This is a genomic window from Streptomyces sp. NPDC030143, from assembly GCF_055573695.1.
This window is the reverse complement of record NZ_JBVIAY010000003.1, coordinates 368252-394377: the sequence shown is the minus strand read 5'-3', so window position 1 is coordinate 394377 and position 26126 is coordinate 368252. Positions and strand designations below refer to the sequence as shown.

The following is a 26126-nucleotide window of genomic DNA, read 5'->3' as shown; positions in this document are numbered from 1 at the left end:
GCGGTCGGACCGCCCGCGGCCCCGGGAAATCAACCTGCGGAAAGCGAGGGCCGAACAATTCTTTCCGGATGGAATTCCGCAATGCCCGGCACATGTCCGGAAGACGGAACGGAAAGGGCCCGGGGTCCCCTTGTCGGCGTACGGAGGCGAGCCCCGGAGGTGCCCCGGATGCTACGCTGGACACGGCCGAGTGCCGGTTATAGGCCTCTCGAGCTTCCGCTTCATCCGTACGGACCAGCGCAGATCTATGTGAAAGGAGACGGGGGCAACGGCTCGCGACCCCCGGTTCCCCATGACCAACTCCTCCGACCTCGCCACCGAGGGCATAAACGTCGACGATTTGTGCTCCTACGCCGTAGACGTGTGGGTGAGCGACCACAGCATCCTCACCGACGAACAGCGCCTGCTCCAGGTGCTGCGCACGGCCGCCGAAAAGGGAAACGCCCAGGTGCTCGGTGAGGCCTCGCACGTTTTCCCCAATGGTGCCGTCACCGCCATTCTGCTGCTTTCCGCTTCCCATCTGAGCATTCACACCTGGCCGGAATTCAGCCTGGCCAACGTCGATCTGCTCGCCTACGGCCGTCTGAACGGCGAGCGGATGATGCAGAGCGTGGAGGTCGGTCTGTCGCCGACGAAAATCAATGTGACGCGAATGCTGCGCGCGGTTCACTGAACCGTCCGGCTCGAATGCGCATTCCATCCGCCCGGGGATCGCACGGGGATCGCACGGGGATCGTCCGGGGATCGTCCGGGGATCGTCCGGGGATCGTCCGGGGATCACAGCCATCCCGAGAGGGACGCGACGAACGCGTCGAATCGGTCCCGGTGGATGGCGTGCGGCGCGTCCGGCACCGTCCGCACCTCGAAGCCCCTGCGCACCAGTTCGGCCCGGGCCCGCGCGCTGACGAGGGTGCTCGGGTCCGACACCTGGACCAGGGAGGGGACCAGGGGGCGCGCCGGGGTGTGGTCGACGTGCCGGTAGGACGACAGGGCGAGGGCGCTGTTCTCGTCCCAGGAGTCCAGGGCCCGCCGTTCGGTCGACAGCCGCTCGGTGGTGCGGGCGGAGGCGTGCAGGAAGCTGGTCAGCAGGCGGGGGGAGCGCTTGAAGAGGGTGAAGACGGCCGGGTCCAGCGTGCCGTTCTCCCCGCCCAGCCGCCAGGCCGGCTCCGAGTAGACCGCGCGGGCCGGCGCCAGCTCCTCCACCGCGAGCGCCAGGGCCAGCGCGCCCAGCGAATGGCCCAGCGCCAGTTCGGGGCCGCGCGGGAGGGTGTCCAGGAGGTCCTCGGCGAACAGCCGCGGCGCGTACGCCCCGCGCGCGCTGGCTCCGTGGCCGCGCAGATCCACGGCGACGACCCGGTAGCCCCGTCCCGTCAGCACCGGGACCAGTTCGTGCCAGGTGCGGTGGTCCGCCATGATGCCGTGGACGAGGACGGCGAGACGCCCGCCCGTTCCCCACTCCCGTGTGTGCAGTCGCATCGGGCCGCAGTCTAGGGCGTGAACCGATCATCGGACCGGAGCGAGGGCTGTGACAGGGCACGCGGTACACGTCTGGTGGGCGCGGACGGGTGACGCCCACCCGGGGCTGCTGCGGCTGCTGGACCACGTGGAGCGCCGCCGGTACGAGGAGACCGCCGGCCCCGGCGACCGGGCCCGCTTCCTGGTCGGCTGCGCCCTCTCCCGCCACGCGCTCGGCGACCTGCTCGGCCTGTCTCCCTCCGAGGTCCCCCTGCGCCGGGTGTGCCCCCGCTGCGGCGGCCCGCACGGCAAACCCCGGCCGGCGCCGCCGACCGCCGCGGACGTCGACTTCTCCGTCACCCACAGCGGCGCACTGGTCGGCGTGGCCGTCTGCGTGGGGGCCACGGTGGGCTTGGACGTGGAGGAGGCGGTCGGGGGCGGTGTCGTTCGGGGCGCGGCGGAAGCGGGCGGGGGCGGTGTCGCGCCCGGCGTGCGGGGGGAGGACGAGGGCGGTGTCGCGCCCGGCGTGCGGGGGGTGGACGAGGGCGGAGGTGTCCCGGACGTCGACGCGGCGGCGCGCGTCGCCCTCTCCGACGCGGAGCGCGCGGCGCTCCTCGCCCGTCCGGCCGAGGAGCGGCGCTCCGCCTTCCTGCGCACCTGGACGCGCAAGGAGGCCGTGCTCAAGGCGCTGGGCCTGGGACTGCGCGCGCCGTTGCGCCGCCTGGAGGTGTCCGCCCCCGACGCGCCGCCGGCGGTCCTCACCTGGCCGGAACGGATCGCCGTGCCGGCCGCGCTGAGCATGGCGGACCTGACCGTCGACGGCGTCCACCCGGCGGCGGTCGCGGTGACGGCGGAGGGCGGGGTGCTGCTGCTCCGGCACACCGGGCGGCTCCGCGCGAAGTGACCTCGGGACCCGCTCCGAACAGCGAAAAGCCCTCCCGGAGGGAGGGCGGAGACTGGCGCCCCCGGCAGGACTCGAACCTGCGGCCAAGCGCTTAGAAGGCGCCTGCTCTATCCACTGAGCTACGGGGGCCGGGTGTGGTGGCCTCGTCCCTGGTGCCCGGGTGTGGGCTGATCCGTGACGTTGCCGGGGACAAGGATAGGGCTCCCGGTTCCTTGACCCTGTTGCTTCGCCTCCGTGGCTCGATGTGGAGGTTCAGTGAAGCGGTCCTGATAATCGCAGGCAGGTGCGAATCGTGCATCGCTTTTGGCGCCTCGGGCCCCGGGTGTTGTGCACTCGTTATGCCTGGGCTGCGCCCTTGTCCCAGTCGTACCTTCCGTCCCTTGTGTCCTATCGGCGCGCAGGCATGCCTATATGCTTCATAAATCCCCTGAAATTGGGCATTCTTCGCATGTGGTGACCTTGGACGTACGGCCTCAGCTGCTCGACGCACTCTCCGCCCTGCGCGACCGTGTCGCCGCCGCACGCTTTCCGCTGCCCCTCCCGGGGGCTCCACGCGCGCGTGCCAACCGCGACGAACTGCTCGCCCAACTAGACGACTACCTGGTGCCCCGCCTGCGGCAGCCCGAGGCTCCGCTGCTGGCCGTCGTGGGCGGCTCCACCGGTGCCGGCAAGTCGACGCTCGTCAACTCCCTCGTGGGGCGGCGCGTCAGCGAGGCGGGGGTACTGCGGCCCACGACACGGACTCCGGTGCTGGTCTGCCACCCGGAGGACCATCACTGGTTCAGCGGCATGCGGGTGCTGCCCGACCTCACGCGCGTGTGGGTGCCCCAACAGGAGACGTCGGAAGACCTGTTGCTCCCCGGTGAGGACGGCAGACGGGTCCTGCGCGTCGAGACGGCCGAGACGCTCCCGCCCGGCCTCGCCCTCCTCGACGCGCCCGACGTCGACTCGCTCATCGCCGACAACCGCGTCCTGGCCGCCGAACTCATCTGCGCCGCGGACATCTGGGTCATGGTCACCACGGCCGCCCGCTACGCCGACGCCGTCCCCTGGCACCTGCTGCGCACCGCCAAGGAGTACGACGCCACCCTCGTGACCGTCCTGGACCGCGTGCCCCACCAGGTGGTGGGCGAGGTCTCGCGGCAGTACGCCGCCCTGCTCACCAAGGCCGGCCTGGGCGACGTACCGCGCTTCACCGTGCCCGAACTGCCCGAGTCCGCCTGGGGCGGAGGGCTGCTGCCGGCCACCGCCGTGGCACCGCTGCGGGCCTGGCTCGTCCATCACGCCCAGGACCACGCCGCCCGCCAACAGGTGATGGCCCGCACCGCGTACGGCGTCCTCGACTCGCTGAAGTCCCGCATGCCCGAACTGGCCGGCGCCGCCGCCGCGCAGTACGCGGCCGCACTGCGGCTCACGTCGGCCGTCGACGGGGCCTACGACAGCGAGTACGCGCGCGTGCGGGGCCGGTTGCAGAGCGGTGCCGTGCTCGCCGGTGACGCCCTGAAACGCTGGCGGGCCTTCCCGCTGGACTGCACCCCCCGCGAACTCCTCGACGCGCTCGTGGAGAGTCTGGCGGCGCTCCTGGTGTGCGCGGTCACCGCGGCCGACGAACGCATCGACCAGGCCTGGCGCCGCGAACCGGCCGGGGGCGACCCGGCCCTCCTCGACCGCGAGATGTCCCTGGAGACCGCCGAACACCGCATCGGCATGGCTGTACGACGCTGGCGGCGCGAGGTGGAGGAGTACGCCGAGGAGGAGGTGCGCGACCTCGAACGCGGGGTGGCGCCCGACCCCGAGGTGGTCGCCGCGCTCGTCGTCACCGCCCTGCTGGGCGGTCGCCGGGCCCGGTCGGCGGGCGAGGGGCTCGCCGACCGCATCGGAGCCCACGGCGCGCTGCGGCTGCGCGACCGGAGCGGGCGGCTCCTCGCCGAGTACCTCGACCGCGTCATGCACGGCGAACGCGAACGCCGCCTCGCCCCGCTCGACGAACTCGACGTCCACGCCGAACCCCAGGCCGAACTCATCGCCGCGCTGTCGGTACTGCAGAAGGAGAGGTGACCGGTGACCGCCGTCACTGACCAGGACCAGACGGAACACCCCGACCGCACGGGGGACGAGCCGGCCCCCGGCGAACCGGCCACCGGAGACGCGGGGAGAGGCTCGGATGCGGAGGGGGGCGACCAGCCTGCGGCGGGGGCGTCCGTGGGAACTGCCGAGGAGCGGCGTCCTGCGCAGGGTCATCCTCGTACGGAGGCTGAAGCGGGCGGAGACCGATCCGGGACGTCCGAGGAAAGTGCGGTGCAGGGGAAGAGCACGGACAGCGGGGGAGAGAGGGCCGGTGAGGCCGGCGGGGTGGGGGAGAGAGCTGCGGTCGGCGGGGGCAGCGGGGACGGCAGTGACGGGGACGGCGGGAGAAGCGGCGACGGGGGGAGCCGGAAGGGCGGGGACGGTGACGGGGGCAGCCGGCACGGCCGGGACGGTGACAGGGGTAGCCGGCACGGCCGGGACGGTGACGGGGGGCGGGCGCCGGCTGACGCTGCTTCGGGGGAGGGGACTCCCGCGCGTGCGTCGGCGGAAGGCGCTTCGGCAGGTGGGCCGGTAGCAGGGGTCTCTTCGCGTCCGCCGGTGGAAGGGGGTTCTGCGCGTCCGCCGGTGGAAGGGGGTTCTGCGCGTGGTCCGGCTGAGGCTGATGCCGCGCGTGCGTCGGGGGAGTCTGCCGCGGGTGGGCCGGCGGCGGCACCAGCGCGTGGTCCGGTAGAGGCTGGGCCCGCGCGTGCGTCGGGGGAGTCTGCCGCGGGTGGGTGCGCGTCGGGGGAGAACGGTTCCCACGGTGTGGGGGCCTCGTCCGGTTCCGCCCGTACGGCGCCGGAGGGTTCCGGGCGCGGACGTGAGGCGCGAGAAGAGGGCACGCGCGCGCGTGCGCGAGCGGGGCATCGGGAAGGCCCCCGCGCGCGTGCGCGAGCGGACACGGCTTCCCGGCCGCACACCCGCGAGGCCGCGCCGGCCCCGATCGCCCCATCCGCCCCGCCGCCCCCGATCGCCCCGCCGGCTTCGCCCGCCCCGCCTGCCCCGTCGGCTTCGCCTGCCCCGCCGGTTCCGATCGCTCCGCCGGCTCCGACCGCCACACCCGCCCCACCGTCCTCTCCGCCTCCGACTCCCGCTGCAAGCCCCGCTCCCCCTCCTCCACCGTCCGCTCCTCCACCGTCCGCTCCTCCACCGTCCGCTCCTCCGCCCTCCGCTCCTCCGCGTTCCGCTCCTCCGCGTTCCGCTCCTCCGCGTTCCGCTCCCTTCCCTCCTCCACCACCCGTTCCTCCCGTTCCTCCGGTTTCTCCCGCTCCCGCACGCGTGCGGGCCGCCGCCCCCCGTCCGTCCGCTTCGCGTGTGCACGGGGGCGACCTCGCCGCCACCCCCCGTACCTCCGACTCGGGCGAGACCTGGGACGACGGTCTGATCGCGCGGCGGGTGAGCGAGTCCGATGCCGAGCAGGCCCTTGTGTCGGTGGAGGTCCGGTCCGGCGGGAGCGGCTCCCAGGCCGTGACCCCGCTCGCCTACGACGGCCCCCTGCGCTCCCGGCTGGAAGCGCTGCGCGAACTCGTGGGCCTCTCCCGGGCCCGCCTCGACAACAGGACGCTCGCCGAGGCGGGCCGGGTCCTCGAGGAAGCGTCGGCGCGGCGCAAGCTCTCCGGGCAGCACACCGTCGTCGCGATCGCTGGAGCGACCGGCAGTGGTAAGTCCCAGCTGTTCAACTCGCTGGCCGGGGTGACCATTTCGGAGACCGGCGTACGGCGCCCCACCACGGCCGCGCCCATCGCGTGCAGTTGGAGCGACGGCGCGGCGAGCCTCATCGACCGGCTCGGCATCCCGGGGCGGCTGCGGCGGCGCCCGGTGCAGAGCCCGGAGGCGGAGGCGCAGTTGCGCGGGCTCGTCCTGGTCGACCTGCCCGACCACGACTCGGCGGCCGTCCAGCACCGCGAACAGGTCGACCGCATCCTGGCCCTCGTCGACGCCGTCATCTGGGTCGTCGACCCCGAGAAGTACGCCGACGCCATCCTCCACGAACGCTATCTGCGGCCCCTGGCGGGTCACGCGGAGGTCATGTTCGTCGTCCTCAACCAGGTCGACCGGCTGCCCGGAGAGGCGGCCGACATGGTCCTCGACGACCTGCGGCGACTGCTCGACGAGGACGGCGTCGCCCTGGGCGAGTACGGCGAACCGGGTGCGACTGTGATGGCGCTGTCCGCGCTCACCGGGGACGGTGTCGACGAACTACGCGACACGCTGGGCCAGTTCGTCCGTGAACGCGGGGCGGCCGCCCGGCGCATCTCGGCCGACGTCGATGCCGCCGCGTGGGGGCTGCGGCCCGTGTACGCCACGGGACGCCGCGCCGGCCTCAGCGAGGAGGCGCGGGACGAGTTCGCGGCCCGGCTCGCGGACGCGGTCGGCGCCACCGCGGCGGGCGAGGCGGCCGAACGGGCCTGGCTGCGCAACGCCAACCGTGCCTGCGGGACGCCGTGGCTGCGGCTGTGGCGCTGGTACCAGGACCGTTGTGACCCTCCCACCGGCCGGATCCAGATCCGTCCGCAGGCCGACGAGGAGGCCACGGCACGCCAACGCGTCGAACAGGCGGTGCGGACGGTGGCCGACCGGGCCTCGGAGGGGCTGCCCGCGCCCTGGGCGCAGGCGGTGCGCGAGGCGGCCGTCCGCGGTTCCCAGGGCCTGTCCGAGGCGCTGGACGAGCTGGCGGCGCGGGCCGGGCTTCCGCCGGGCCGTCCGCCGCGGCCGGGCTGGTGGCCGGCGGCCGTCCTGGCGCAGGCGTCCATGACGGTTCTCCAGGTCATCGGCGGTCTGTGGCTGTTGGGGCAGATCGTCGGGGTGATGGGGCCGAACCTGGGCGTCCCCGTGCTGTTGATGGTGGCCGGCATCGGCGGCGGCCCGCTCGTCGAGTGGGCGTGCCGGATGGCGGCCCGCGGCCCGGCCCGCAGATACGGCCAGGACGCGGAACGGCGCCTGCGGGAGGCCGCCGCCGGATGCGGCCGGGCGCGGGTGCTGGACCCGTTGGCCGCGGAACTGTTGCGGTACCGGGAGGTACGGGAGCAGTACGGGCGGGTGACGGGGGTGGGCGTGGGATGAGCCGGGGCGGGCGCCGGGCACGCGGCGGCGGACCGGGGGTGTGATCTACAGGCGGGTCGGCGGGAGTCCCCCGTCCGGGTGACGATGTTGTCCCCACCGCGCCGGTGATCCACAGCGCCCGGCGGGCCCCGCCCGACGGAGGCAGTCTGGCTGCGCGGCGACCGCGAGGGACGCGGTCACCGCGACGGCGGCGGTGCGCTACGGCGCGACCGCGGCCGGCGGCGGTACGCGCTGACGCGGCCGCCGCGACGGACGCAGCCGTACGGGAGGGGCCCGTAGGCGTATCCGCCCGGCGTGCGTGCCGGGACGAGGGAGGGGTTCTCGATGAACGAGACGATGGTCTGCGCGGTGGGCAACGTGGCGACGCGGCCGGTGTACCGGGAGCTGGCGTCGGGTGCGTCGGCGAGGTTCCGGCTGGCGGTGACGTCGCGCTACTGGGACCGCGAGAAGAGCGAGTGGACCGACGGACACACCAACTTCTTCACCGTGTGGGCCAACCGCCAACTGGCCGCCAACGCCATGGCGTCGCTGAACGTCGGCGACGCCGTGATCGTGCAGGGCCGGCTGAAGGTGCGCACGGAGACGCGCGAGGGGCAGAACCGGACGTCGGCCGACGTCGACGCCGTCGCGATCGGCCACGACCTCGCGCGGGGCACGTCGGTCTTCCGCCGCGCTGGCAGGGCCGAGCAGGTCGCGGCCGGGTCCCCGGCGCAGCCGGAACCCGACTGGGAGACGCCGGCCGGGGCGGCCGGGGAGCACGACGCGTCCGAGCGGCGCGAGCCGGTCGCGGTGACGTGATGTCGGCAAGCGCCCCGAAGTGACCGGACAGCGGCTTATCGGCGGACCCGTCCCGAACGGCCGGGTGGATTTGTCGATAAGCCCTGCTCGCAGACGATCTTGGGGATAACGATTCCGAGTCGGATCGTCCATCGGATGATCTGACCGGGAAGCGTGGCACGCCGCCTCCATAGGATGCCGGACGTGGCTCACGGGGCTTCTGATTCTGCTGGTGGGACCGTACCCCCCACGTCAACCGGTCCTGCTCGAAGGGGAATTACGTGATTTCTTCGTTCTCCGCGTCGTTCGCGCGCAGGCGAGGGGCGGTCCGCCTCGCTGCCGGGGCGCTGGTGTCCGCACTCGTCACCGTGGGCGTCGTCGCCTCCACGGGCACGGCCGTCGCCGACGGGACGGCACAGGGTCAGGACGGGGCGACGGCGACCATAGGCGGCCTCAAGACGTACGGCGCGGCCGTGATCCACGGGGACGGCGGGGACCAGGAGGTCTCGGCGGGCCTGTTCGAGATGTCCGTCGAGGGCGGCGGCACCCTGCAGACCTACTGCGTCGACCTGCACAACCCCACGCAGAAGGACGCCAAGTACCACGAGACGCCATGGAGCGGCACCTCACTGGCCGTCAACGAGGGCGCGGGCCGGATCCGTTGGATCCTGCAGAACTCCTACCCGCAGGTCAACAACCTGGCCGCGCTGGCGAAGAAGGCCGGGATCAAGGGCGGCGGTTTCACCCAGCAGGACGCGGCGGCCGGCACCCAGGTGGCCATCTGGCGCTACTCGGACGGCGCGGACGTCGACGCGGTCGACCCGCAGGCCGAGCGGCTCGCGGACTACCTCCAGAAGGCCGCCCGTGACGTGGCCGAGCCGGCGTCCTCGCTCACTCTCGACGGGGCGGCGGTCTCCGGCCACCCCGGTGAGCTGCTCGGTCCGGTGACCGTGCGCACCGGCGCGAGCGTGGTGACCGTCTCGCCGCCGCTGGACGCCGCCATCAGCGGCGTGCGGATCGTCGGCAAGGACGGCAAGGTCGTCACGTCCGCGCGAAACGGCAGCCAGCTGTTCTTCGACGTGCCCGCCGACACTCCCGCCGGTTCCGCGGAACTGACCGTGCAGGCCTCCACCACCGTCCCCGTGGGCCGCGCCTTCACCTCCGACAGCCGCAGCCAGACGCAGATCCTCGCCGGCTCCAGCGAGTCGACCGTGTCCGCGACGGCGACCGCGACCTGGGCCGCGCAGGGCGCCGTCCCCGCCCTGTCGGCGGAGAAGAACTGCACGCGGTCCGGCGTGGACATCACCGCCGCCAACCGGGGCGACGCGCCCTTCACCTTCGAGCTGATGGGCCTCCAGCACAGCATCCCGGCCGGCGCCTCGCGGACCGTGACGCTCCCGCTGCAGGAGGACCAGGCCTACGACTTCACGATCGACGGCAGCCGCTTCACCGGCGTCCTCGACTGCAGGACCCGGGCCGCCGAGACGACCGGCCTGACCACCCAGACCCTCGCCGAACCCAGCCCCGCCACGGTCGGCGGCACCACCCCCACCGACACCAACCTCGCCGCCACCGGCAGCTCCCACGCCACGTCCCTCATCGCGGGCACCGCCATCGGCCTGGTCGTGATCGGCGGAGCGGCTCTGCTCCTGCTGGGCCGCAAGGAGAACGGCGCCCGCGACTGACGGGATCGCAGGGGGGCGCCCCCACCGCCCCTCCGCCGCCGTCAGACCCCAGGAGGAACCGGCTCGGCCCGGACGGCGCCGAGCCCGTCACCCCACGACGCCGCCAGCTCCCCCAGCGGAAGTGAGGCCAGCGACGGGACGACGAGGTCGGCCCGCGTCGCTGGCCGTCCCCGGGCCGTGGCAGGATGCCCGAGGCCACCCGGCGGTGACCGGCAGTGAGCGGTGGCATGTACCGTTCCGGCGCTAAAACCCCAGGTCACAGCCGCCCGCCCATACGGGTTTCCCCCCAGGGGTAGCCGTCCGGCAAGATGGGCTGTATCTGCCCACTGCCAGATTTCAAGCTGCCGGACGGTTTCTCTTGGCTGAGTACATCTACACCATGCGCAAGACGCGCAAGGCACACGGCGACAAGGTGATCCTTGACGACGTCTCGCTGAACTTCCTGCCCGGCGCGAAGATCGGTGTGGTCGGCCCGAACGGCGCCGGTAAGTCGACCGTTCTGAAGATCATGGCCGGGATCGAGCAGCCGTCGAACGGCGACGCGTTCCTGGCGCCGGGCTACAGCGTCGGCATCCTGCTGCAGGAGCCGCCGCTGAACGAGGAGAAGACCGTCCTGGAGAACGTCCAGGAGGGTGTCTCCGAGGTCAAGGGCAAGCTCGACCGGTTCAACGAGATCGCCGAGCTGATGGCGACCGACTACTCGGACGCGCTGCTCGACGAGATGGGCAAGCTCCAGGAGGAGCTCGACCACGCCAACGCCTGGGACCTCGACGCCCAGCTCGAGCAGGCCATGGACGCCCTCGGGTGCCCGCCCGGCGACTGGCCCGTCACCAACCTCTCCGGTGGTGAGAAGCGCCGCGTCGCCCTGTGCAAGCTGCTGCTGGAGGCGCCCGACCTGCTGCTCCTCGACGAGCCCACCAACCACCTCGACGCCGAGTCCGTGAACTGGCTGGAGCAGCACCTCGCCCAGTACGCCGGCACCGTCGTCGCCATCACCCACGACCGGTACTTCCTGGACAACGTCGCCGGGTGGATCCTCGAGCTCGACCGCGGCCGCGCCATCGGCTACGAGGGCAACTACTCCACCTATCTGGAGACCAAGGCCAGCCGTCTCAAGGTCGAGGGTCAGAAGGACGCCAAGCGGCAGAAGCGGCTCAAGGAAGAGCTGGAGTGGGTGCGGTCGAACGCCAAGGGGCGTCAGGCCAAGTCCAAGGCGCGTCTGGCCCGCTACGAGGAGATGGCCGCCGAGGCCGAGAAGATGCGGAAGCTGGACTTCGAGGAGATCCAGATCCCGCCGGGCCCGCGCCTGGGCAACGTCGTCGTCGAGGTCGAGAACCTCAACAAGGCCTTCGGGGACAAGGTCCTCATCGACGACCTGTCCTTCACGCTGCCGCGCAACGGCATCGTCGGTGTCATCGGCCCCAACGGCGCCGGCAAGACGACCCTCTTCAAGATGATCCAGGGCCTCGAGGAGCCCGACTCCGGCACCATCAAGGTCGGCGACACCGTCAAGATCTCCTACGTCGACCAGAGCCGCGAGAACATCGACCCGAAGAAGACCCTCTGGGCCGTCGTGTCGGACGAGCTGGACTACATCAACGTCGGCCAGGTCGAGATGCCCTCGCGCGCCTACGTCTCCGCCTTCGGCTTCAAGGGCCCGGACCAGCAGAAGCCGGCCGGCATCCTCTCCGGCGGCGAGCGCAACCGTCTGAACCTCGCGCTCACCCTCAAGCAGGGCGGCAACCTGCTGCTCCTCGACGAGCCGACCAACGACCTGGACGTCGAGACCCTCAGCAGCCTCGAGAACGCGCTGCTGGAGTTCCCCGGCTGCGCCGTGGTCGTCTCCCACGACCGGTGGTTCCTGGACCGCGTCGCCACGCACATCCTCGCCTACGAGGGCGACTCCAAGTGGTTCTGGTTCGAGGGCAACTTCGAGTCGTACGAGAAGAACAAGATCGAGCGGCTCGGCCCGGACGCCGCCCGTCCGCACCGCGCCACCTACAAGAAGCTGACCCGGGGCTGATCGATCTTGCGGCACATCTACCGCTGCCCGCTGCGCTGGGCGGACATGGACGCGTACGGCCACGTCAACAACGTCGTCTTCCTCCGCTACCTGGAGGAAGCCCGTATCGACTTCCTGTTCCGACCGGAGAAGGACTTCCAGCAGGGGTCCGTGGTGGCGCGCCACGAGATCGACTACAAGCGACAGCTCGTCCACCGGCACCGGCCCGTGGACGTCGAGCTGTGGGTCACGGAGATACGGGCCGCGTCCTTCACCATCGCCTACGAGGTGAAGGACGGCGACCAGGTCTACGTCCGCGCGTCGACGGTCATCGTGCCGTTCGACTTCGCGGCGCAGCGGCCCCGCCGGATCACCGCCGAGGAGCGCGCGTTCCTGGAGGAGTACCGGGACGACGACAAGGAGGCCGTCGCCGCATGACGGTGCTCCACCTCGCCGACGAGGGGGAGGCGGCGGACCTCGCGGCCTTCCTCTCCCGGTTGCTCCACTACGACCGTGGAGCCGCGGTCCGGCTGCAGGCGGCCGGCACCGCGCTGGCCGTCTTCGGACGGCCCCCGTCCTTCGAGGTCCTGGCGATCCGCGCGGTACGGCTGGCCAAGCCGTACGAGGACGGCCTCGACGCCGTGCTGGACGTCACCGTCTCCGCGGGCGAGCTGCTGGAGGCCGTCGACGAGAAGGCGGCGACGGCCGCCGTGCCCGCGGAGGTCACCGGACCGCCGTGGGCGGGGGTGCTGCCGCCGCGCGGCGGCTGGCGCCCGGAGACCGGGCTGCCCGCCCCGGACGCGCTGCGCGCGACGGTCGGCGCGGCCGTCGTCGAGTTCCGCCGCCGCACCGAGGAACTGCCGCCCGAGCGTCGCACCCGGGCGGAGCTCGACCGGATCGGACGCGACATCTGGACCAGGACCGTCGGCGACACCCGCCTGCCCGTGCGGGCCGTGCACGCCGCCCAGTCACTGGGCTTCCTGCGGCCGGCCGCCGGTGCCGCCCCGCGACAGGAGGAGGCCGCCCTGTTCTCCTCCGGCGCCTGGCTGCGACTGCGCACCCCGTACGGGTCGATCGCCGTGCGACGGACGGGACTCGGCGGGCTCGACGTCAGCGTCCGCTGAGCGCTCCCGGCGGGTTTCGGCGTCAGTGCGCTGGCCCCCCGAAGAGTCTCGGCGTCAGCGTGCGCCGAGAGCCCCCGGCGGGCACGGATCAGTCCGGCGCGTTCACCATCGTCGCCGCCGCGTACGTCAGGTAGTTCCACAACTGCTGCTCGTGCTCCTCGGACAGGCCGAGTTCGTCGACCGCGTCCCGCATGTGCCGCAGCCAGGCGTCGTGCGCCTCGCGGTTCACGGTGAACGGGGCGTGCCGCATCCGCAGCCGAGGGTGGCCGCGGTTGTCGCTGTACGTCGTCGGGCCGCCCCAGTACTGCATCAGGAACAGCACCAGCCGCTCCTCGGCCGGGCCCAGGTCCTCCTCGGGGTACATGGGCCGCAGGACCGGGTCCTCGGCGACGCCCTGGTAGAAACGGTGGACCAGCCGACGGAAGGTCTCCTCCCCGCCGACCTGCTCGTAGAAGGTCTGCGTCTGAAGCGTGCCGCGCCGAATCTCATTCACGCCCCCCATGCTCTCAGACGCGGCGACCGAGGTCCCAGGACTTAGGACCCCTGAGAGCTCAGTCGGGATGCGAGCTCCGTCGGAATGCGGCCACTCGCTTCCCGCAGCCCCGCGCCGCACAGTGGACGTATGGGCACACACGCGCTCGACGGGGAACTGGAGGAGGTCGCCGCCTCCGCGCGGGCCGCCCTGGTGCGGGAGATCGAGGAGAGCGGGGCCTTCGCCGCAGACCCGCTCTGGAAGGACGCCTTCGCGAACGTCCCCCGTCACCTCTTCGTGCCCTATTACTACGTGAGCGGCGTGGGCGGCTACGAACGGCGCTGGGGCGAGAGTCCCGACCGGGACACCCGGGAGCGCTGGGTGCGCGGGGCCTACGAGGACGAGCCGCTGGCCACCCGGCTGCGCGACGGCGAACTGGTCTCCTCCAGCAGCCAGCCCTCGCTGATGGCCCTGATGCTGGCCGAGCTGCGGGTGGAGGAGGACAGCCGGGTGCTGGAGATCGGCGCCGGCACGGGCTACAACGCGGCGCTGATGGCGTACCGCCTGGGGGACGACCGGGTCACCACCGTCGACCTGGACCCGGAGATCACCGAGTCCGCGCGCCGGCACCTCGCCGACGCCGGGTACCACCCCGCCGTCGTCACCGGGGACGGGGCGCGCGGAGTGCCCGAGCGCGCGCCCTTCGACCGGATCATCGCGACCTGCCGACTGTCGTCGATCCCGCCCGCCTGGCTCGCCCAGTGCCGTCCCGGCGCCCGCATCCTGACACCGCTGGCCACCGGCCTGGTCGCGCTGACCGTCCGGGATACCGGGCACGCCGAGGGGAACTTCCTGCACACCCCGGCCTTCTTCGTGCCGCTGCGCGGGTCCGACCGGGCCGAACCCGAGCCGGTGGCCCTCGGCGGCGTACCGCAGCGGGCCAGGGGCAGCGACCTCTTCCGGTTCCTGCTGGCCCTGACCCGGGAGAGCCTCGAGCCGCAGGAGACGTACGCCCTGTGGGAGCGCGAGGGCATGCCCGGGCGGGACCGCTACGGCATCACCGTCGGCGGTGAACACGCCTGGGCGTGGCTGGACGATCCGGAGGGGCCGTACGCCTGGCCCCTGCCGGGATCGTCCGGCCTCTGACCCGGCCGGGCGGGCTCAGAAGCCGGGCTCCCTTTCTGTTCGGAGCTCTCAGCCCCGTCTGATCGTGATCGTCGTCCACGCGCCGACGTGGACCCGGTCGCCGTCCTGCAGCGGCACGGGCACGAAGGGCTGGATCGGTTCGTCCGAGCCGTTGACCGTGGTGCCGTTCGTCGAGTTCTGGTCGACGACCGCCCAGCCGCCGTCCGGCTGCTGGACCAGCACGGCGTGCTGGTGCGAGACACCCGGGTCCTCCGGCGGGACCGACAGATCGATGTCGGGCGTCTCGCCGGTGGAGTGGCGACGGCGGCCGATGGTGATCTGGTTGCCGGTGAGCGTGCGCTGCTGTTCCGGCGAGTACGCGGGCAGGTTCAGGCCCGCGGCCTCGGGGCCGGAGCGGTGCATCATCGCCATGAAGTACTCGCGGTCGGGGCCTATCGTCGCCGTCCAGGTCGTCGGCTGCTGCGGGAAGGCCGGGCCGGGCGGGGGCGGCGCCTGCGTGGCACCTGACTGCGGGTAGCCGTAGTTGCCGCCCTGTGCGCCACCGGGGCCGCCGGGCGCGCCCGGAGCGCCGTGCGACGGCGGGGAGATCACCCAGTCGTCGTCACCGCCGCCGAAGGCCGGACCGGACGGACCGCCGTGGCCGCCGGGACCGCCCGGCTGCGGGCGGCCGGTCTCCTGCGGGTAGCCGGGAGGGGCCGGCGGGCCGGACGGCTGGAAACCCTGCGCGACACCGGGCCCGTTGGGCCCGTTGGGGCCACCGTGGCCACCGGGCCCGTTGGGTCCGCCGGGGCCACCGAAGCCACCCGGGCCACCGGGCGGGCCGGGCGGCGGGGGAAGCGGCCGGGACGGGTCGCCGCCGAAGCCCGACGGACCCGCAGGACCGCCGGGACCGCCATGGCCACCCGGACCACCCTGACCACCGGGACCGGGCGGCGGGGCCGGCGGCCCGGGGGGACGCCCGCCCGGGCCGGACGGCTCGCGTCCGAAGGGGTCGGCGGGTGCCCCCGAGGGCTCACGCCGGAAGGGGTCGCCGGGCGGGGGACCCGAGGGCATGCGTCCGAAGGGGTCGCCGGGTGCACCCGACGGCTCGCGCCCGAACGCGCCCGCGCCGGGACCGCCACCGGGGCCTCCCGGACCACCGGGACCATGTCCGCCGGGACCGCCGGGTCCCGGACCGCCGGGACCACCCGGACCGCCCCCGGGACCCCCCGGCCGCGACGGATCGCCGCCGAACGGCGGGCCCGGCGGGATGGGTTCCGCGGGACGGTTCACCTGGGACGGGCGGCTGCTCTGGTACTCGAAGGAGTCACTGCCACCGAAGGACGGGGGCGGCGGCTGGAACCGCCCGCCCGGACCGCCCGGACCACCGGGGCCGCCGGGGCCGCCATGACCGCCGGGAGCGCCATGACCGCCCGGGCCGCCCGGACCACCGGGAACGGCACCCGGACCGGGCGCCGGAGGGCGCGGTGCCGCCGGGGTGTACGAGGTCGCGGTGTTCGTCAGGAAGTTCCACCGGCACTCCTCGCAGAACGGCGCACCGCCCTCCCGGGGCGTGCGGCACTGCGGGCACAGCTCCGGCTCGGCGTTCGGTACCGCGGACACGTGTCGGCCGTCGGGACGGCCGCCGGGGCCGGGCGGGGGCGGAGGGAACCCGTACCCGCCCCCGCCGGCCGTCGGAGGCGGCGGGGGAGGGGGCGGAGGTACGGCACCGGCCATGCGGTGACCGCAGACCTCGCACCAGTCGTCGGAACCCGACTGGTGTCCGTTCGGGCAGGTCGGCATGTCGGCGCGTCCCCCTTTCCTTCCGTGTCCCACTAGGGTCCTTGTGTGGCCTACCAGGTCACTTCTTTACACGAACTGTCTTTGTGGACCGGGTCTCGAGGGTCATCTCGTCCGCCTCGGCGACCTTCGCCTTCAGTCGCACAGTACCTGCCGTGGCATCGACCACGTCCACCACCTTCGCAAGCAGTTTCGCAGTATCGGCGTTCCCCGAGGCGCTGGCGAGCTGAACGGCGCGGCCCAGTTTGGCCGTTGCCCCGTCCATGTCGCCCGCTTTGCGAAGATCCAGCCCCTGCTGGATGACCTGGGCCAGTTCCGCCTGGCCCGTGTAGTGCGCGACCTGCGGGTTGATCGAGGTGGAGGCCGCCATGTCGTCGGTCCACACGGCCCGTACCAGCCCCTGGGCGCCCAGGTTCTGCACGCTCCCTCCCCCGCTGTCGGCTCCGCCGGTGCGGGGGGTGCCCCCGGGCTGCGGGATGACCAGGGAGACACGGGCGGCCAGCATCTCCTGGCCGACGCTCGCCGCCGGGACCTCGACGCACACGTGGTAGTCGCGGGACTCGTCGCCCCAGGAGCCGGTGGGGTAGTCCCCGGAGCGCGGGCCGGACTCGGTGCGCCGGCCGGTCAGCTCCTCGACCGTCGGGGCGACCTGCTTGACGAACTTGATCGTGGTGCCGACCGGGGTCCACAGCCGCAGCGCGACGTCCGCGACCTCCTTGCCCATGGCCGTCTCCATCATCTGCGCGAAGTCGGCGGTGAGGCCGGCCGGGTCGGCGACGATGTCGGCGGTGCCGAGCAGGGCGGAGGCGATCCCTGTGACTTCTTTCACTTCCCAGTCGGTGCCCACGCCACGGGCGTCGCAGGTGAACCGGCCGGCGCAGGAGTCCAGGGCGGCCTTCAGGTCCTGCGGCGACTCGTGCTCGTTGCGGCCGTCGGTGAGCAGGATGCCGTGCCGGATGGCGACGTCCGTGGTGGACAGCAGCCGGTCGGCCAGGCGCAGCCAGGTGCCGATCGCCGTGCCGCCGCCCGCGCTGAGCCGGCGCAGCGCCTCCTTGGCCTGGGCGCGGGTGCTCGCGTCGGCGACCGCGAGGCGTCCGCCGCCCGGGTAGACCTCCTTGGCCACGTGGGTGCCGCCGATCACCGCGAAGTGCACGCCGTCGCGCAGGGTGTCGACGGCGGCGGCCGTGGCGTCCCGGGCGTTGCGCATCTTCGTCGGCGGGTAGTCCATCGAGCCGGAGCAGTCGACCATGATCGCCACGGCCGCGGACGGACCCTGTCCCGGCGAGTACAGGTGCGGTGCGGCGACGGCGGTGCCGATGGTGCCGCCGCCGGTGGCGGTGACCGTCACGATCGCGTTGACCTCGCGGCCGCCTTCGGGCAGGTACTCGTTCTGGTAGACGTCCACCGAGAACTGCGGCACGTTCGACTTCGAGAAATTGGCCATGCCTACTCAGATCCCCCTACGGAACCCACCGGGCGGTGGGTGCTGACAGTGGCCGGACCGGTCCCCTCCGGTCCGGTGAGGTTTCCCCGCTGTGCATGCCTCAGGCCGATCCTGCCCCCTGGGCGGGGGCCGGGAACGGCAGGAGGGCCACTGTTACGTTGTCGTGCCCGCCGCCGTCCAGGGCGTGCCCGACGAGGACCCGGGCGCCGTGCAGCGGCCGTACGGCGGCGTCCAGGGGAACCGCCTCGGCCATCTCCTCGGCGGCCTCCGCGTAGTTCCACAGGCCGTCCGTGCAGACGACGACCACGCCGGGCCGGTCCGGCTTGAAGGCGGCGGTGTGCGGATCCAGTTCGTAGGCGTCGGCGCCGAGCCAGCCGGTGATCGCGTGGGCGCGTTCGTCGGCGTAGGCCTCGGCCTCGCTCATCAGTCCGGCTGCGACCATCTGCGCGGCCCAGGAGTCGTCCTCGGTGAGCCGCGCCGGGGGTGAACTGCGGTCGGCCGGCACCCAGTAGACGCGGCTGTCGCCGACCCAGCCGACGACCAGCAGCCCGGCGGTGACGACCGCGCCGACCAGGGTGCAGGCGGGCGCGTTCTGGTGCGGGGCGTGCTCGTGGGCGGTGGCCGGTTCCCCGGCGAGCGCGTTGACGGCGTGCGAGGCGGCGACGATCGCCTCGTGCATCGCCTGCTGCGGGTGGACACCCTGGGGCAGGGCGGCCAGCAGCGACTCGCTGGCCGCCCGGGACGCGGCGAGCGAGGCCTCGTCCGGGCGGGTCGCGGAGGACACGCCGTCGCAGACGATCGCCACGAGCGCGGGGGAGCCGTCGGGCAGCGCGGTCCGTCCGATGCCGAAGGCGTCCTCGTTGCGGTGGTGGCGCAGGCCGCGGTCGCTGACGGCGGCGACGGGCCCCGACTCCCGCTCCATGTGGTCGCGTTCACGCGGCTGGGCGTGCCCACAGTTCTCGCAGTAGCCGTCGTCGTCCACACGTCCCGCGCGGCAGGCCACGCACACCTTCCCGGTCTCCGCGGGGACCGCGGCCTCGGCGGCCACCCGGGGGTCGGGCGCCTGCAACGGGTACTCCTCCGGCTCCGCGGGCCGGTCGAACCGCACCCCGGAGCCGGGAGCGGACACGTCGGGAGCGGCGGGAGGCGGGGGCGGAGGCGGCACGGACCCACCGGAGGGCACGGGCCCGCCGGGAGGCACCGGCCCACCCGGGGACACGGGCCCGCCGGGCGGAGGCACCGAGCCGGAAGGGGACACGGGCCCGCCGGGCGGAGGCACCGAGCCGGAAGGGGGCACGGGCCCGCCGGGAGGCACCGGCCCGCCGGGGGAGGGCACCGGCCCGCCAGGAGGCACCGGGCTGCCATGGGCGTACCGGTCGGAGGGGGACACGGGCGGAGGCACCGAGCCGGAGGGAGGCACGTGCGCGCCGGAGGGAGGCATCGGCCCGCCGGCCGGCGGCGCGGACCGCCCGGGCGGTGGCACCGGCCCGCCCGGCGGCGGCACGGAACCGGCCGCCGACACATGCGGCGCGGCCGACGGCGGCAAGGGGACGCCGGGCGGCGCCGGAACACCCGGAGGCGCCGGAACCACTGGCTGCGCCGGGAATCCCGAGGGCGCCGGAAGCACTGGCTGCGCCGGGAATCCCGAGGGCGCCGGAACCGACGGCCGCAGCGGTGGGCCGCCCGTCTCCGGTGCCCCGTGCATGGTGAGCGTGGGTCGGTCCTCCGGGCGCGGCGGCACGGCGGACAGGTCGAAGCCGCACGCGCCGCAGAAGCGGTCGCCCGCGTCGAGCGGTTCCGCGCAGCTCGGACAGGTCGGCAGGGCGGCCTGCCGGGGCATCTGGGACATCAACTACACCCACGTCCGGGGGCGGTAACGATTGGCACGTTCCACCAGGTCGATCCTCTCCTCACCGCCGGTCGCCAGCCGGGCCAGCGTGCGGTACGAACGCTCCAGGCCGAAGCGCAGCCCCCGCTCGTCCAGCTCGCTGCCGAGCAGCACCCGGCGGGCTCCCGGTCCGGAACCCCCGCCACCGGCGAGTATCCAGTCCAGGGCGCTGCCGAGGACCTCGGCGGACAACTGCTCACGCCGCGTCGGGTCCAGCCCGTACGCCTCCAGCGCCTCGACCTGGGCCGCACCGGCGGTCAGGTCCTCCAGGAAGGGTACGTCGGCGGCGGCCGCCGTCCGCTGCCGGAGCCGGGCGCGGACGGAAGCGACCCGGGCGGCCGTGTAGTGGATGGAGGACTCGGGCACCGACTCCAGCGTCCGTACGGCACCGGCGCGGTCACCCGCCGCCAGCTGGACGCGGGCCAGACCGAACGCGGCGCTCACATAGCTCGGGTCGGTCGACCACACCAGCCGGTAGTACTCGGCGGCGTTGTCCAACTGGCCGAGCACCTCCGCGCACAGGCCGAGCGCCAGCTTCGGCGAGGGCTCGCCGGGGAACGCGTCGTAGATCGCGTCGAAGGCCAGCGCGGCGCCCTCGTGGTCGCCGGTGACCAGACAGGCCACGCCGCGGTACCACACGACCCGCCAGTCGTCGGGCCGTTCACCCTCCAGCTTGGCCAGGGAGGCGATCGCGGCGTCGGAGTCGCCGTTCTCCAGCCAGGCGCGGACCTGCCGCAGCCGGGTCTCCACCGACGGCGCGGGGGCCGCCGTCAGGGCTGTGATCAGCTCGGCGGGCGCGGAGGCCAGCAGCCCGGCGAGGAAACCGGCGTTGGGGTCGGTGGGGTCGACGTGCGGCACGGGCAGCGCCAGGGCGGCGGCCGGGGCGTCGACGGGTCTGACCAGACCGGGGGCGGTGACGACCGTCGGCGTCCGGGTGCCCGCGCTCCTGGGCGCCGGGAGCGCCTTGGTCACACGCGCCCCCAGCCGGGAGACCTCCCCGTCCAGCCGCGGGAACAACTCGGTGTCGGTGACCCGCACTTCGGGGCCGAACAGCGTCGACAGGGCCGGCCGGGCCCGCCCGGACTGGAGGGAGACGACCTCGCGCAGCACCCCCGTCAGCTGTTCCGCCATCTCCTGCGCGGACGCGAAGCGGCGGACCGGGTCGGGGTCGGTGGCGCGGACCAGCAGCCGGTAGAAGGACTCGTACTGGCGGAAGACCTCGATGGAGTCGGGGTCGGGCAGGGAGTCGGCGTAGACCGTCGTGTAGCCCTGGAAGTCGAACGTCAGCACCGCCAGCGTCCGCCCGACGGTGTACAGGTCGGAGGCGACGGACGGGCCGAGTTCGGCGACCTCCGGCGCCTGGTAGCCGACCGTGCCGTAGATGGCCGACTCGTCGTCGTCCAGTCGGCGCACCGCGCCCATGTCGATCAGCTTGAGCTGGTCCTCGGTCTGGATCGCGTTGTCGACCTTGAAGTCGCAGTACAGCAGGTTGCGGCTGTGCAGGTGGCCGAGGGCCTCCAGAGCCTCGATGCCGTACGCGCAGGCCTGCTCCACCGGCAGCGGGTCGCGCTTGCCCTCGGGGGTGCGGCGGGCGTTGGCGATCTCCTTGAGGGACTTGCCGCCGACGTACTCCATGACGATGTAGCCGTCGAGCGAGCCGGTGCGCTGGTCGAGGTGTTCGACGAAGTTGTAGATCCGCACGATGTTGGCGTGCTCGATCTCGGCGAGGAAGCGCCGCTCGGAGATCGCGGCGGCCATCGCGTCCTGGTCGCCCGTGTCGAGCAGACCCTTGAGCACCACCCAGCGGTCCGACACCGCCCGGTCCACGGCCAGGTAGACCCAGCCGAGGCCGCCGTGCGCCAGACAGCCCACGACCTCGTACTGGCCGTGCACCACGTCACCCGTGTTCAGCTTCGGGACGAACGAGTACGGGTGGCCGCACTTGGTGCAGAACCCCTCGGTGCGGCCCGGGCGCTCACCGCGCGAACGGCCCACCGGCGCACCGCAGTCGGAGCGCGAGCAGAACCGCTTGCGTTCGGGCACCTCCGGGTTGTCGAGGACCATCACGCGCGGGTCGGGGCGCGGCACCTGCGGCACCGAGACCAGGCCGACGCCGAGCCGGGCGCGCGCGGAGGACCCGGCCGTCGAGCCGGAGCTGCGCACCGACATCGAACGGCCCGTCGACTTCCCCGACAGCGAGCGCGAGAGCCGCCCGGAGACCGAGCGGCGCGACTTCGCCGACTGGGACGACGTACGCGAACTGCGGGCGCTGGCGCGGGAGCTGCCGCTGCCCGCCGAGCCCCTGCCGCCGCCGGTCACGCCGGTCGGCGGCGACCCGACCAGGCCGCTCGAGGAGACGACCGGGGCCAGTCCGCAGGTGTCGCAGTACAGCTCGCCGCCGCCCACGTCCTCGTACGACCCGTCGCAGCCCGGCCGCTGGCACGTCTGTCCTGCCTGACTCATGACCCGTACTCCCCCCTGAGGTCCTGCCGTCCGCCCTGCTCGGGCACGCGCGGGGCGGTGAGCAGTTCGGCGGCCGCCTGCTGGTAGCGCAGGACGGCCTGTTCGGCGACGCGCAGGTCGCACGGCGCGCTCCACAGCATGCGGCGGGCGGCGTCGTACCGCTCGATGAGGAACGGGTCCTCCGCCAGACCGTGCCGGGCGACCTTCGCCTTGTACGCGTCGAGCCGGCCGCGCAGTTCCGCGCGGACCGCGAGCGGCGCGGTGACCGCGGTCAACGACTCGCGGGCGCGCAGCAGTTCGTCCTCCGCCTTCTGCTCCAGGGACTCCAGCAGCGGGGACAGCCGGTGCCACTGGGCCTGCCGGCGGTACTCGGCGGCCGTGGCGAGCTGCTCCTGGAGCGCGGTCGGCGGTCCGCTGACCACCGGCACCTCCGTCGCGGCGATCTTCGCCAGGACCTCGCCGCGCGCGGTGCGCGCCTCGGCGAGCGTGCGGTCCGCCCGCGACAGCACGTCCCGCAGCCGCACCAGCCGCTGCTCGGCGTCCTGCCGGACCGTCAGCACGGCGTCGATCTCGCGCCGTACGTCCTCCAGGGCGCGCGCCTCACGGTCGTACACGGTGGTGTCCGGGCGTCCGCCGCCCGGTGCCGAACTGCCCTGCGCGGGCACCCAGAAGGCGAGCGGGTCGGACACCACCTGCGCGCGCAGCCGGGTCAGCGTCCGCGTGATGCGTTCCAGGTCGTCGCCCGCCGGGTGCTCGCCCGGGCGGACGCCGACGGAGTGCGCGAGCTGCCGGGTGCGCTGGAGCTCCGCGGCCAGTAGGTCGATCCGGGCGGGCAGCGCCGACCACACGGCGTCGGCCGCGACGATCACGTCCAGCGAGGACGCGTACAGCTCGTTCATCCGGTCGACGAGCGCGGTCAGCGAGAAGCTCTGGCTGAGCTTGCCCGTGCCGTGCTGCGTGGGCGCGTGGGCGAGCGCCGACCCGGCGACCGTGACGGACTCGCCGCGCAGCAGCTCCGTCAGCTCCGCCAGGTCCTCACGGCTGGACCAGCGGCGGCGCGAGCGGATGTCGCGGGCGCCGCGCAACGCGTCCGCGTACGCGTCGAAGTAGGCCCACAGCAGGGTGATGGACACCTCCGCCGCCGCCCAGCGCTCCCGGGTGACGCCGGTGAGATCGGCCCCTTCGAGGAGTCTGCGGCCCGCGTGGTCCTGGAGGGCCAGCAGCGAGGTCTCGATCGCCTCGTGCTCCTGGCCGAGCCGCGCCAGCGCACGGTCCACCTCGTCCCGGTCCATCACCGGCCCGGGGGGTCCCGTGACGCCCATCGATCACCTCTCGTCGCTGTGTCGTTCTCTCGCTCGGTCCGTGGCCCGTCCGGCGGTCCGTCAACCGGTGCGCAGGTACTGGGGAGCGGGCGGCCTCGACGCCGTCGCGTCGCCCCCCAGTGTCGCCGACAGCCAGGTGTCGTACGACGCCTGCCAGCCGGCGGCCCGGTACTGCACGAGGATCTGGTTGACCCGGCGCACCAGATCGTCCGCGTCCTTCTTCATCGCCACCCCGTAGTACTCGGTCGTGAACGGGGTGCCCTTGAGTTCCACCGTGGGGTCCTGGGCGGCCTGGCTCGCCGCGAGCGCGCCGTCGGTGACCACCGCGTCGACCTCGCCGAGCTGCAACCGCACCAGGCAGTCGAGCTGGTTGGGGACGGTGGTGTCGATGTCGGTGTCGGCCGGCAGCCGGCCCGTCTTCCTGTCGTCGGTCAGCTGGGTGTTGGCGGTGGAGCCGGCGGCCGTGCACACCTTCTTCTTCGCCAGCGTGCCGTCGTATCCGGTGATCGTCGACGACTTGGGGGCGAGGACGGTCTGGCCGGTCCTGAAGTACGGCGCCGAGAACGCGACGTCCTTGATGCGGGCGCAGGTGATCGTCATGGTGCGCACGACCATGTCGACCCGGCCCTCCTGGATCGCGGGGATGCGCTGGTTGGTGGGGATGGCCTTGAACTGCACCGCCTTCGGGTCGCCGAGGATGTCCTGGGCGATGCGGCGCACCAGGTCGATGTCGAAGCCCTCCAGTTCGGCGCCGGAGTTGTTGGGGTCGCGGTAGCCCCAGCGGTAGCTGTTCTGGTCGACGCCGACGACCAGCTTGCGCTTCTCGCCCTGCCGCGCCTTGATCGCGGCGATCGTCGGGCCGTCGGCGGCCGCCGGGGGGAGGGTCTGCTTCTCCGGGGCCTCGCAGTCCGGGTCGGCCACCCGGCTGCCCTGGGCGACCCCCGCGCCGCCGACCCCGCTGCTGCCGTCGCCCTGGGACTGCGTCCGCGGCAGCAGCAGCACGAAGGCGAGCGCGAGGGCGCAGACGACCGCCATCGCCCCCACTCCGCCCCAGCCCTTCAGGCCGGCCCGCATCCGTCGCGCATGCATCGTCACGCCCCCTTTCACCGGTACTCCGACAGCCTGCGGCCGATGCCGAGGACCGCGCCCGCCGCGCCCAGCACGGCGAGGACGGCCGCGCCCAGCGACAACCCGCCCATCGCGTCCAGCCCGTCGCCGGCCGCCTTCTTGAACTCGCTCTGCTCGTGGTCGAGCGCGCTCGCCAGGTTGGCGTCGACCCCGTCGAAGCACTCGCCCGTCGCGTCCTTGCCGCCGATCACCAGGGCCAGCGCCTGCTCGTAGTTGCCGTTGTCGTCCTGGGAACGGGCCGCGGTGTGGCGCTTGCGCCACTCGGCCATGTTGCTCTCCGCCGAGGCGACCGGCTGCTCGCCCGCCCGGTCGTCGGCGAGCTTCGCGGCGGCGGCGAGGCCCTTGCCGAGGGTGGCCATGTCGGCCGTGAACTCGTGGTCGTACCTGTCGACCGTCAGCTCCTCCCCGTCGGCCGTCACCTTCACCGTCTCGGCGCCGCGCGCCACCAGGGTGAGGTTCTCGTTGCCGCGGGCCTTGAGGGAGGCGATGCGGGCGTCGTGCAGCACGTTCAGCGAGCGCACGCCGTGGTCGTAGGAGTCGTTCAGCCCCGCGCGGGCCACGCTGTGGCCGACGACCAGCCACAGCAGGACGACCGTGGCGGCGGCCGTGGCGGCGACCAGGCCGTGGTTCAGCACGCGGTTCGTCCGGCGGTAGTTGCGGTGCTGCGCCCAGGCGAGCGCGGCCAGCGCGATGACGCCCAGCGCGATCGCCGCCCACGGGTAGGGCGTGGCGTCCGCGTAGTCGTCCTTCAGGCGCTGGTTCTCCTTCTTGTAGAGGTCCTCCGCGGCCGGGAGCATCTCGTCCTGCATCTTCTGGTTCGCGTACCGCAGATAGGCGCCGCCGACCGGGAAGCCCTGCCGGTTGTAGGTGCGGGCACGCTCGACGAGGCCCTTGTACTCCGGCAGCAGCTTGTTCAGCCTGGTGATCGCCGCCGTGGAGGGGGAGCCGGGGTCGGCGTTGTTGGCCGCCGTGACGAGCTTCGCGGCGGCCGTGTCGATGTCGTCCTCGTAGCGCTCGCGGGACTCGGGCGTCTCCTGTCCGCCGGCCAGGAAGCCACTGGAGGCGGCCGTGTTGGCGTCGGCGAGGGAGCGGTAGATGTCGGCCGCCGCGGTGGTCAGCGGCTGGCTCTTGTGCAGCACGTCGTCGGCGGCGGCCGACCGGTCGGACGTCTGCCAGGCGGTGACGGCGCCGAACGCCACGACGAGGAGGGCGAGCAGGGCTCCGATGATCCGGAGCCGCCCCGGCTCTGTCGTCGCGGCGGCCCGCACCTGGTCGACGCCCTCCGCGAAGGCGGTGCGGCGCGTCGGCGGTGGCACTGTGCTGCTCGGTACCGGGTCTGCCACGTCTTCTGACCTCCCCCATGGTCATCTGTCACCGCAAGTATCGCTGGCGGGAGTGACATTCCGC

Annotated in this window: 19 protein-coding genes and 1 tRNA gene; 10 read left to right on the top strand and 10 right to left on the bottom strand. The window is 73.4% G+C overall.

From position 1 onward, the window contains the following. Positions 1-292: 292 nt before the first annotated feature. On the top strand, positions 293-673 hold the full coding sequence (locus tag ACZ4YY_RS07870; RefSeq protein WP_468284980.1) for an S-adenosylmethionine decarboxylase family protein: 381 nt from the start codon (positions 293-295) through the stop codon (positions 671-673). A 104-nt stretch (positions 674-777) separates the two neighbouring features. On the opposite strand, the gene ACZ4YY_RS07865 is transcribed toward ACZ4YY_RS07870, so the two are convergent. After that, on the bottom strand, positions 778-1476 hold the full coding sequence (locus ACZ4YY_RS07865; protein ID WP_468284977.1) for an alpha/beta fold hydrolase: 699 nt from the start codon (positions 1474-1476) through the stop codon (positions 778-780). 49 nt (positions 1477-1525) lie between these two features. Here ACZ4YY_RS07865 and ACZ4YY_RS07860 point away from each other — a divergent pair, with 49 nt between their 5' ends. Then, positions 1526-2359, top strand: a complete 834-nt coding sequence (locus ACZ4YY_RS07860; RefSeq protein WP_468284974.1) for a 4'-phosphopantetheinyl transferase family protein — start codon at positions 1526-1528, stop codon at positions 2357-2359. 53 nt (positions 2360-2412) lie between these two features. On the opposite strand, the gene ACZ4YY_RS07855 is transcribed toward ACZ4YY_RS07860, so the two are convergent. Continuing rightward, positions 2413-2488, bottom strand: a tRNA-Arg gene (locus tag ACZ4YY_RS07855). A 321-nt stretch (positions 2489-2809) separates the two neighbouring features. Between ACZ4YY_RS07855 and ACZ4YY_RS07850 the strand changes: the two genes are divergently transcribed. The 7 genes from ACZ4YY_RS07850 to ACZ4YY_RS07820 all read left to right on the top strand — a co-directional run bounded on the left by ACZ4YY_RS07850 (position 2810) and on the right by ACZ4YY_RS07820 (position 13077). Then, positions 2810-4417, top strand: a complete 1608-nt coding sequence (locus ACZ4YY_RS07850) for a dynamin family protein (RefSeq protein WP_468284971.1) — start codon at positions 2810-2812, stop codon at positions 4415-4417. A gap of 1323 nt (positions 4418-5740) precedes the next feature. Next, positions 5741-7489: a YfjP family GTPase gene (locus ACZ4YY_RS07845; RefSeq protein ID WP_468284968.1), complete on the top strand. Its 1749-nt coding sequence runs from the start codon at positions 5741-5743 to the stop codon at positions 7487-7489. Positions 7490-7813: 324 nt separating this feature from the next. Then, complete coding sequence (locus ACZ4YY_RS07840; protein ID WP_468284965.1) at positions 7814-8287, top strand: single-stranded DNA-binding protein; 474 nt, start codon at positions 7814-7816, stop codon at positions 8285-8287. Positions 8288-8547: 260 nt separating this feature from the next. Beyond that, positions 8548-9951 (top strand): Cys-Gln thioester bond-forming surface protein, encoded by a 1404-nt coding sequence (locus tag ACZ4YY_RS07835; protein ID WP_468284962.1) that lies wholly within the window; start codon positions 8548-8550, stop codon positions 9949-9951. A 358-nt stretch (positions 9952-10309) separates the two neighbouring features. Then, the gene (ettA, locus tag ACZ4YY_RS07830; RefSeq protein ID WP_468284959.1) at positions 10310-11974 is read left to right on the top strand and encodes an energy-dependent translational throttle protein EttA; all 1665 of its coding nucleotides are present in this window, start codon (positions 10310-10312) and stop codon (positions 11972-11974) included. Between the two features lie 6 nt (positions 11975-11980). Next, entirely contained in the window at positions 11981-12391 is a 411-nt protein-coding gene (locus ACZ4YY_RS07825) for an acyl-CoA thioesterase (protein ID WP_468284956.1), read from the top strand. After that, a complete protein-coding gene (locus ACZ4YY_RS07820; RefSeq protein WP_468284954.1) occupies positions 12388-13077 on the top strand; it encodes a DUF8185 domain-containing protein in 690 nt (229 codons plus the stop codon). The genes ACZ4YY_RS07825 and ACZ4YY_RS07820 overlap by 4 nt, the downstream gene beginning before the upstream one ends. Positions 13078-13165: 88 nt before the next feature. Here the strand turns inward: ACZ4YY_RS07820 and ACZ4YY_RS07815 are convergent, their stop codons facing one another. Then, the gene (locus tag ACZ4YY_RS07815; protein ID WP_468284951.1) at positions 13166-13579 is read right to left on the bottom strand and encodes a globin; all 414 of its coding nucleotides are present in this window, start codon (positions 13577-13579) and stop codon (positions 13166-13168) included. A 120-nt stretch (positions 13580-13699) separates the two neighbouring features. Here ACZ4YY_RS07815 and ACZ4YY_RS07810 point away from each other — a divergent pair, with 120 nt between their 5' ends. Then, positions 13700-14695: a methyltransferase domain-containing protein gene (locus ACZ4YY_RS07810; RefSeq protein WP_468284948.1), complete on the top strand. Its 996-nt coding sequence runs from the start codon at positions 13700-13702 to the stop codon at positions 14693-14695. A 48-nt stretch (positions 14696-14743) separates the two neighbouring features. Here the strand turns inward: ACZ4YY_RS07810 and ACZ4YY_RS07805 are convergent, their stop codons facing one another. From ACZ4YY_RS07805 to ACZ4YY_RS07775, 7 genes are all read right to left on the bottom strand, one after another. Then, on the bottom strand, positions 14744-16477 hold the full coding sequence (locus tag ACZ4YY_RS07805; RefSeq protein ID WP_468284944.1) for an FHA domain-containing protein: 1734 nt from the start codon (positions 16475-16477) through the stop codon (positions 14744-14746). Positions 16478-16535: 58 nt separating this feature from the next. Further along, positions 16536-17918: a vWA domain-containing protein gene (locus tag ACZ4YY_RS07800; RefSeq protein ID WP_468284940.1), complete on the bottom strand. Its 1383-nt coding sequence runs from the start codon at positions 17916-17918 to the stop codon at positions 16536-16538. A 100-nt stretch (positions 17919-18018) separates the two neighbouring features. Beyond that, positions 18019-19359 (bottom strand): PP2C family protein-serine/threonine phosphatase, encoded by a 1341-nt coding sequence (locus ACZ4YY_RS07795; protein ID WP_468284936.1) that lies wholly within the window; start codon positions 19357-19359, stop codon positions 18019-18021. 411 nt (positions 19360-19770) lie between these two features. Beyond that, positions 19771-22269, bottom strand: coding sequence for a serine/threonine-protein kinase (locus ACZ4YY_RS07790; RefSeq protein WP_468284933.1), 2499 nt, complete (start codon positions 22267-22269; stop codon positions 19771-19773). Next, on the bottom strand, positions 22266-23591 hold the full coding sequence (locus tag ACZ4YY_RS07785) for a coiled-coil domain-containing protein (RefSeq protein WP_468284930.1): 1326 nt from the start codon (positions 23589-23591) through the stop codon (positions 22266-22268). The genes ACZ4YY_RS07790 and ACZ4YY_RS07785 overlap by 4 nt, the downstream gene beginning before the upstream one ends. A gap of 60 nt (positions 23592-23651) precedes the next feature. Continuing rightward, the gene (locus ACZ4YY_RS07780; protein ID WP_468285285.1) at positions 23652-24680 is read right to left on the bottom strand and encodes a glutamate ABC transporter substrate-binding protein; all 1029 of its coding nucleotides are present in this window, start codon (positions 24678-24680) and stop codon (positions 23652-23654) included. A 14-nt stretch (positions 24681-24694) separates the two neighbouring features. Beyond that, entirely contained in the window at positions 24695-26062 is a 1368-nt protein-coding gene (locus ACZ4YY_RS07775) for a hypothetical protein (protein WP_468284927.1), read from the bottom strand. Positions 26063-26126 lie beyond the last annotated feature (64 nt).

Bases quoted from the DNA above. Each gene is read 5' to 3' on its own strand.
- ACZ4YY_RS07865 (WP_468284977.1), bottom strand. From the start codon at position 1,476: ATGCGACTGCACACACGGGAGTGGGGAACGGGCGGGCGTCTCGCCGTC.
- ACZ4YY_RS07780 (WP_468285285.1), bottom strand. From the start codon at position 24,680: ATGCATGCGCGACGGATGCGGGCCGGCCTGAAGGGCTGGGGCGGAGTG.
- ACZ4YY_RS07840 (WP_468284965.1), top strand. From the start codon at position 7,814: ATGAACGAGACGATGGTCTGCGCGGTGGGCAACGTGGCGACGCGGCCG.
- ACZ4YY_RS07805 (WP_468284944.1), bottom strand. From the start codon at position 16,477: ATGCCGACCTGCCCGAACGGACACCAGTCGGGTTCCGACGACTGGTGC.
- ACZ4YY_RS07790 (WP_468284933.1), bottom strand. From the start codon at position 22,269: ATGAGTCAGGCAGGACAGACGTGCCAGCGGCCGGGCTGCGACGGGTCG.
- ACZ4YY_RS07815 (WP_468284951.1), bottom strand. From the start codon at position 13,579: ATGGGGGGCGTGAATGAGATTCGGCGCGGCACGCTTCAGACGCAGACC.
- ACZ4YY_RS07820 (WP_468284954.1), top strand. From the start codon at position 12,388: ATGACGGTGCTCCACCTCGCCGACGAGGGGGAGGCGGCGGACCTCGCG.
- ACZ4YY_RS07800 (WP_468284940.1), bottom strand. From the start codon at position 17,918: ATGGCCAATTTCTCGAAGTCGAACGTGCCGCAGTTCTCGGTGGACGTC.
- ACZ4YY_RS07810 (WP_468284948.1), top strand. From the start codon at position 13,700: ATGGGCACACACGCGCTCGACGGGGAACTGGAGGAGGTCGCCGCCTCC.
- ACZ4YY_RS07870 (WP_468284980.1), top strand. From the start codon at position 293: ATGACCAACTCCTCCGACCTCGCCACCGAGGGCATAAACGTCGACGAT.
- ACZ4YY_RS07795 (WP_468284936.1), bottom strand. From the start codon at position 19,359: ATGCCTCCCTCCGGCGCGCACGTGCCTCCCTCCGGCTCGGTGCCTCCG.
- ACZ4YY_RS07785 (WP_468284930.1), bottom strand. From the start codon at position 23,591: ATGGGCGTCACGGGACCCCCCGGGCCGGTGATGGACCGGGACGAGGTG.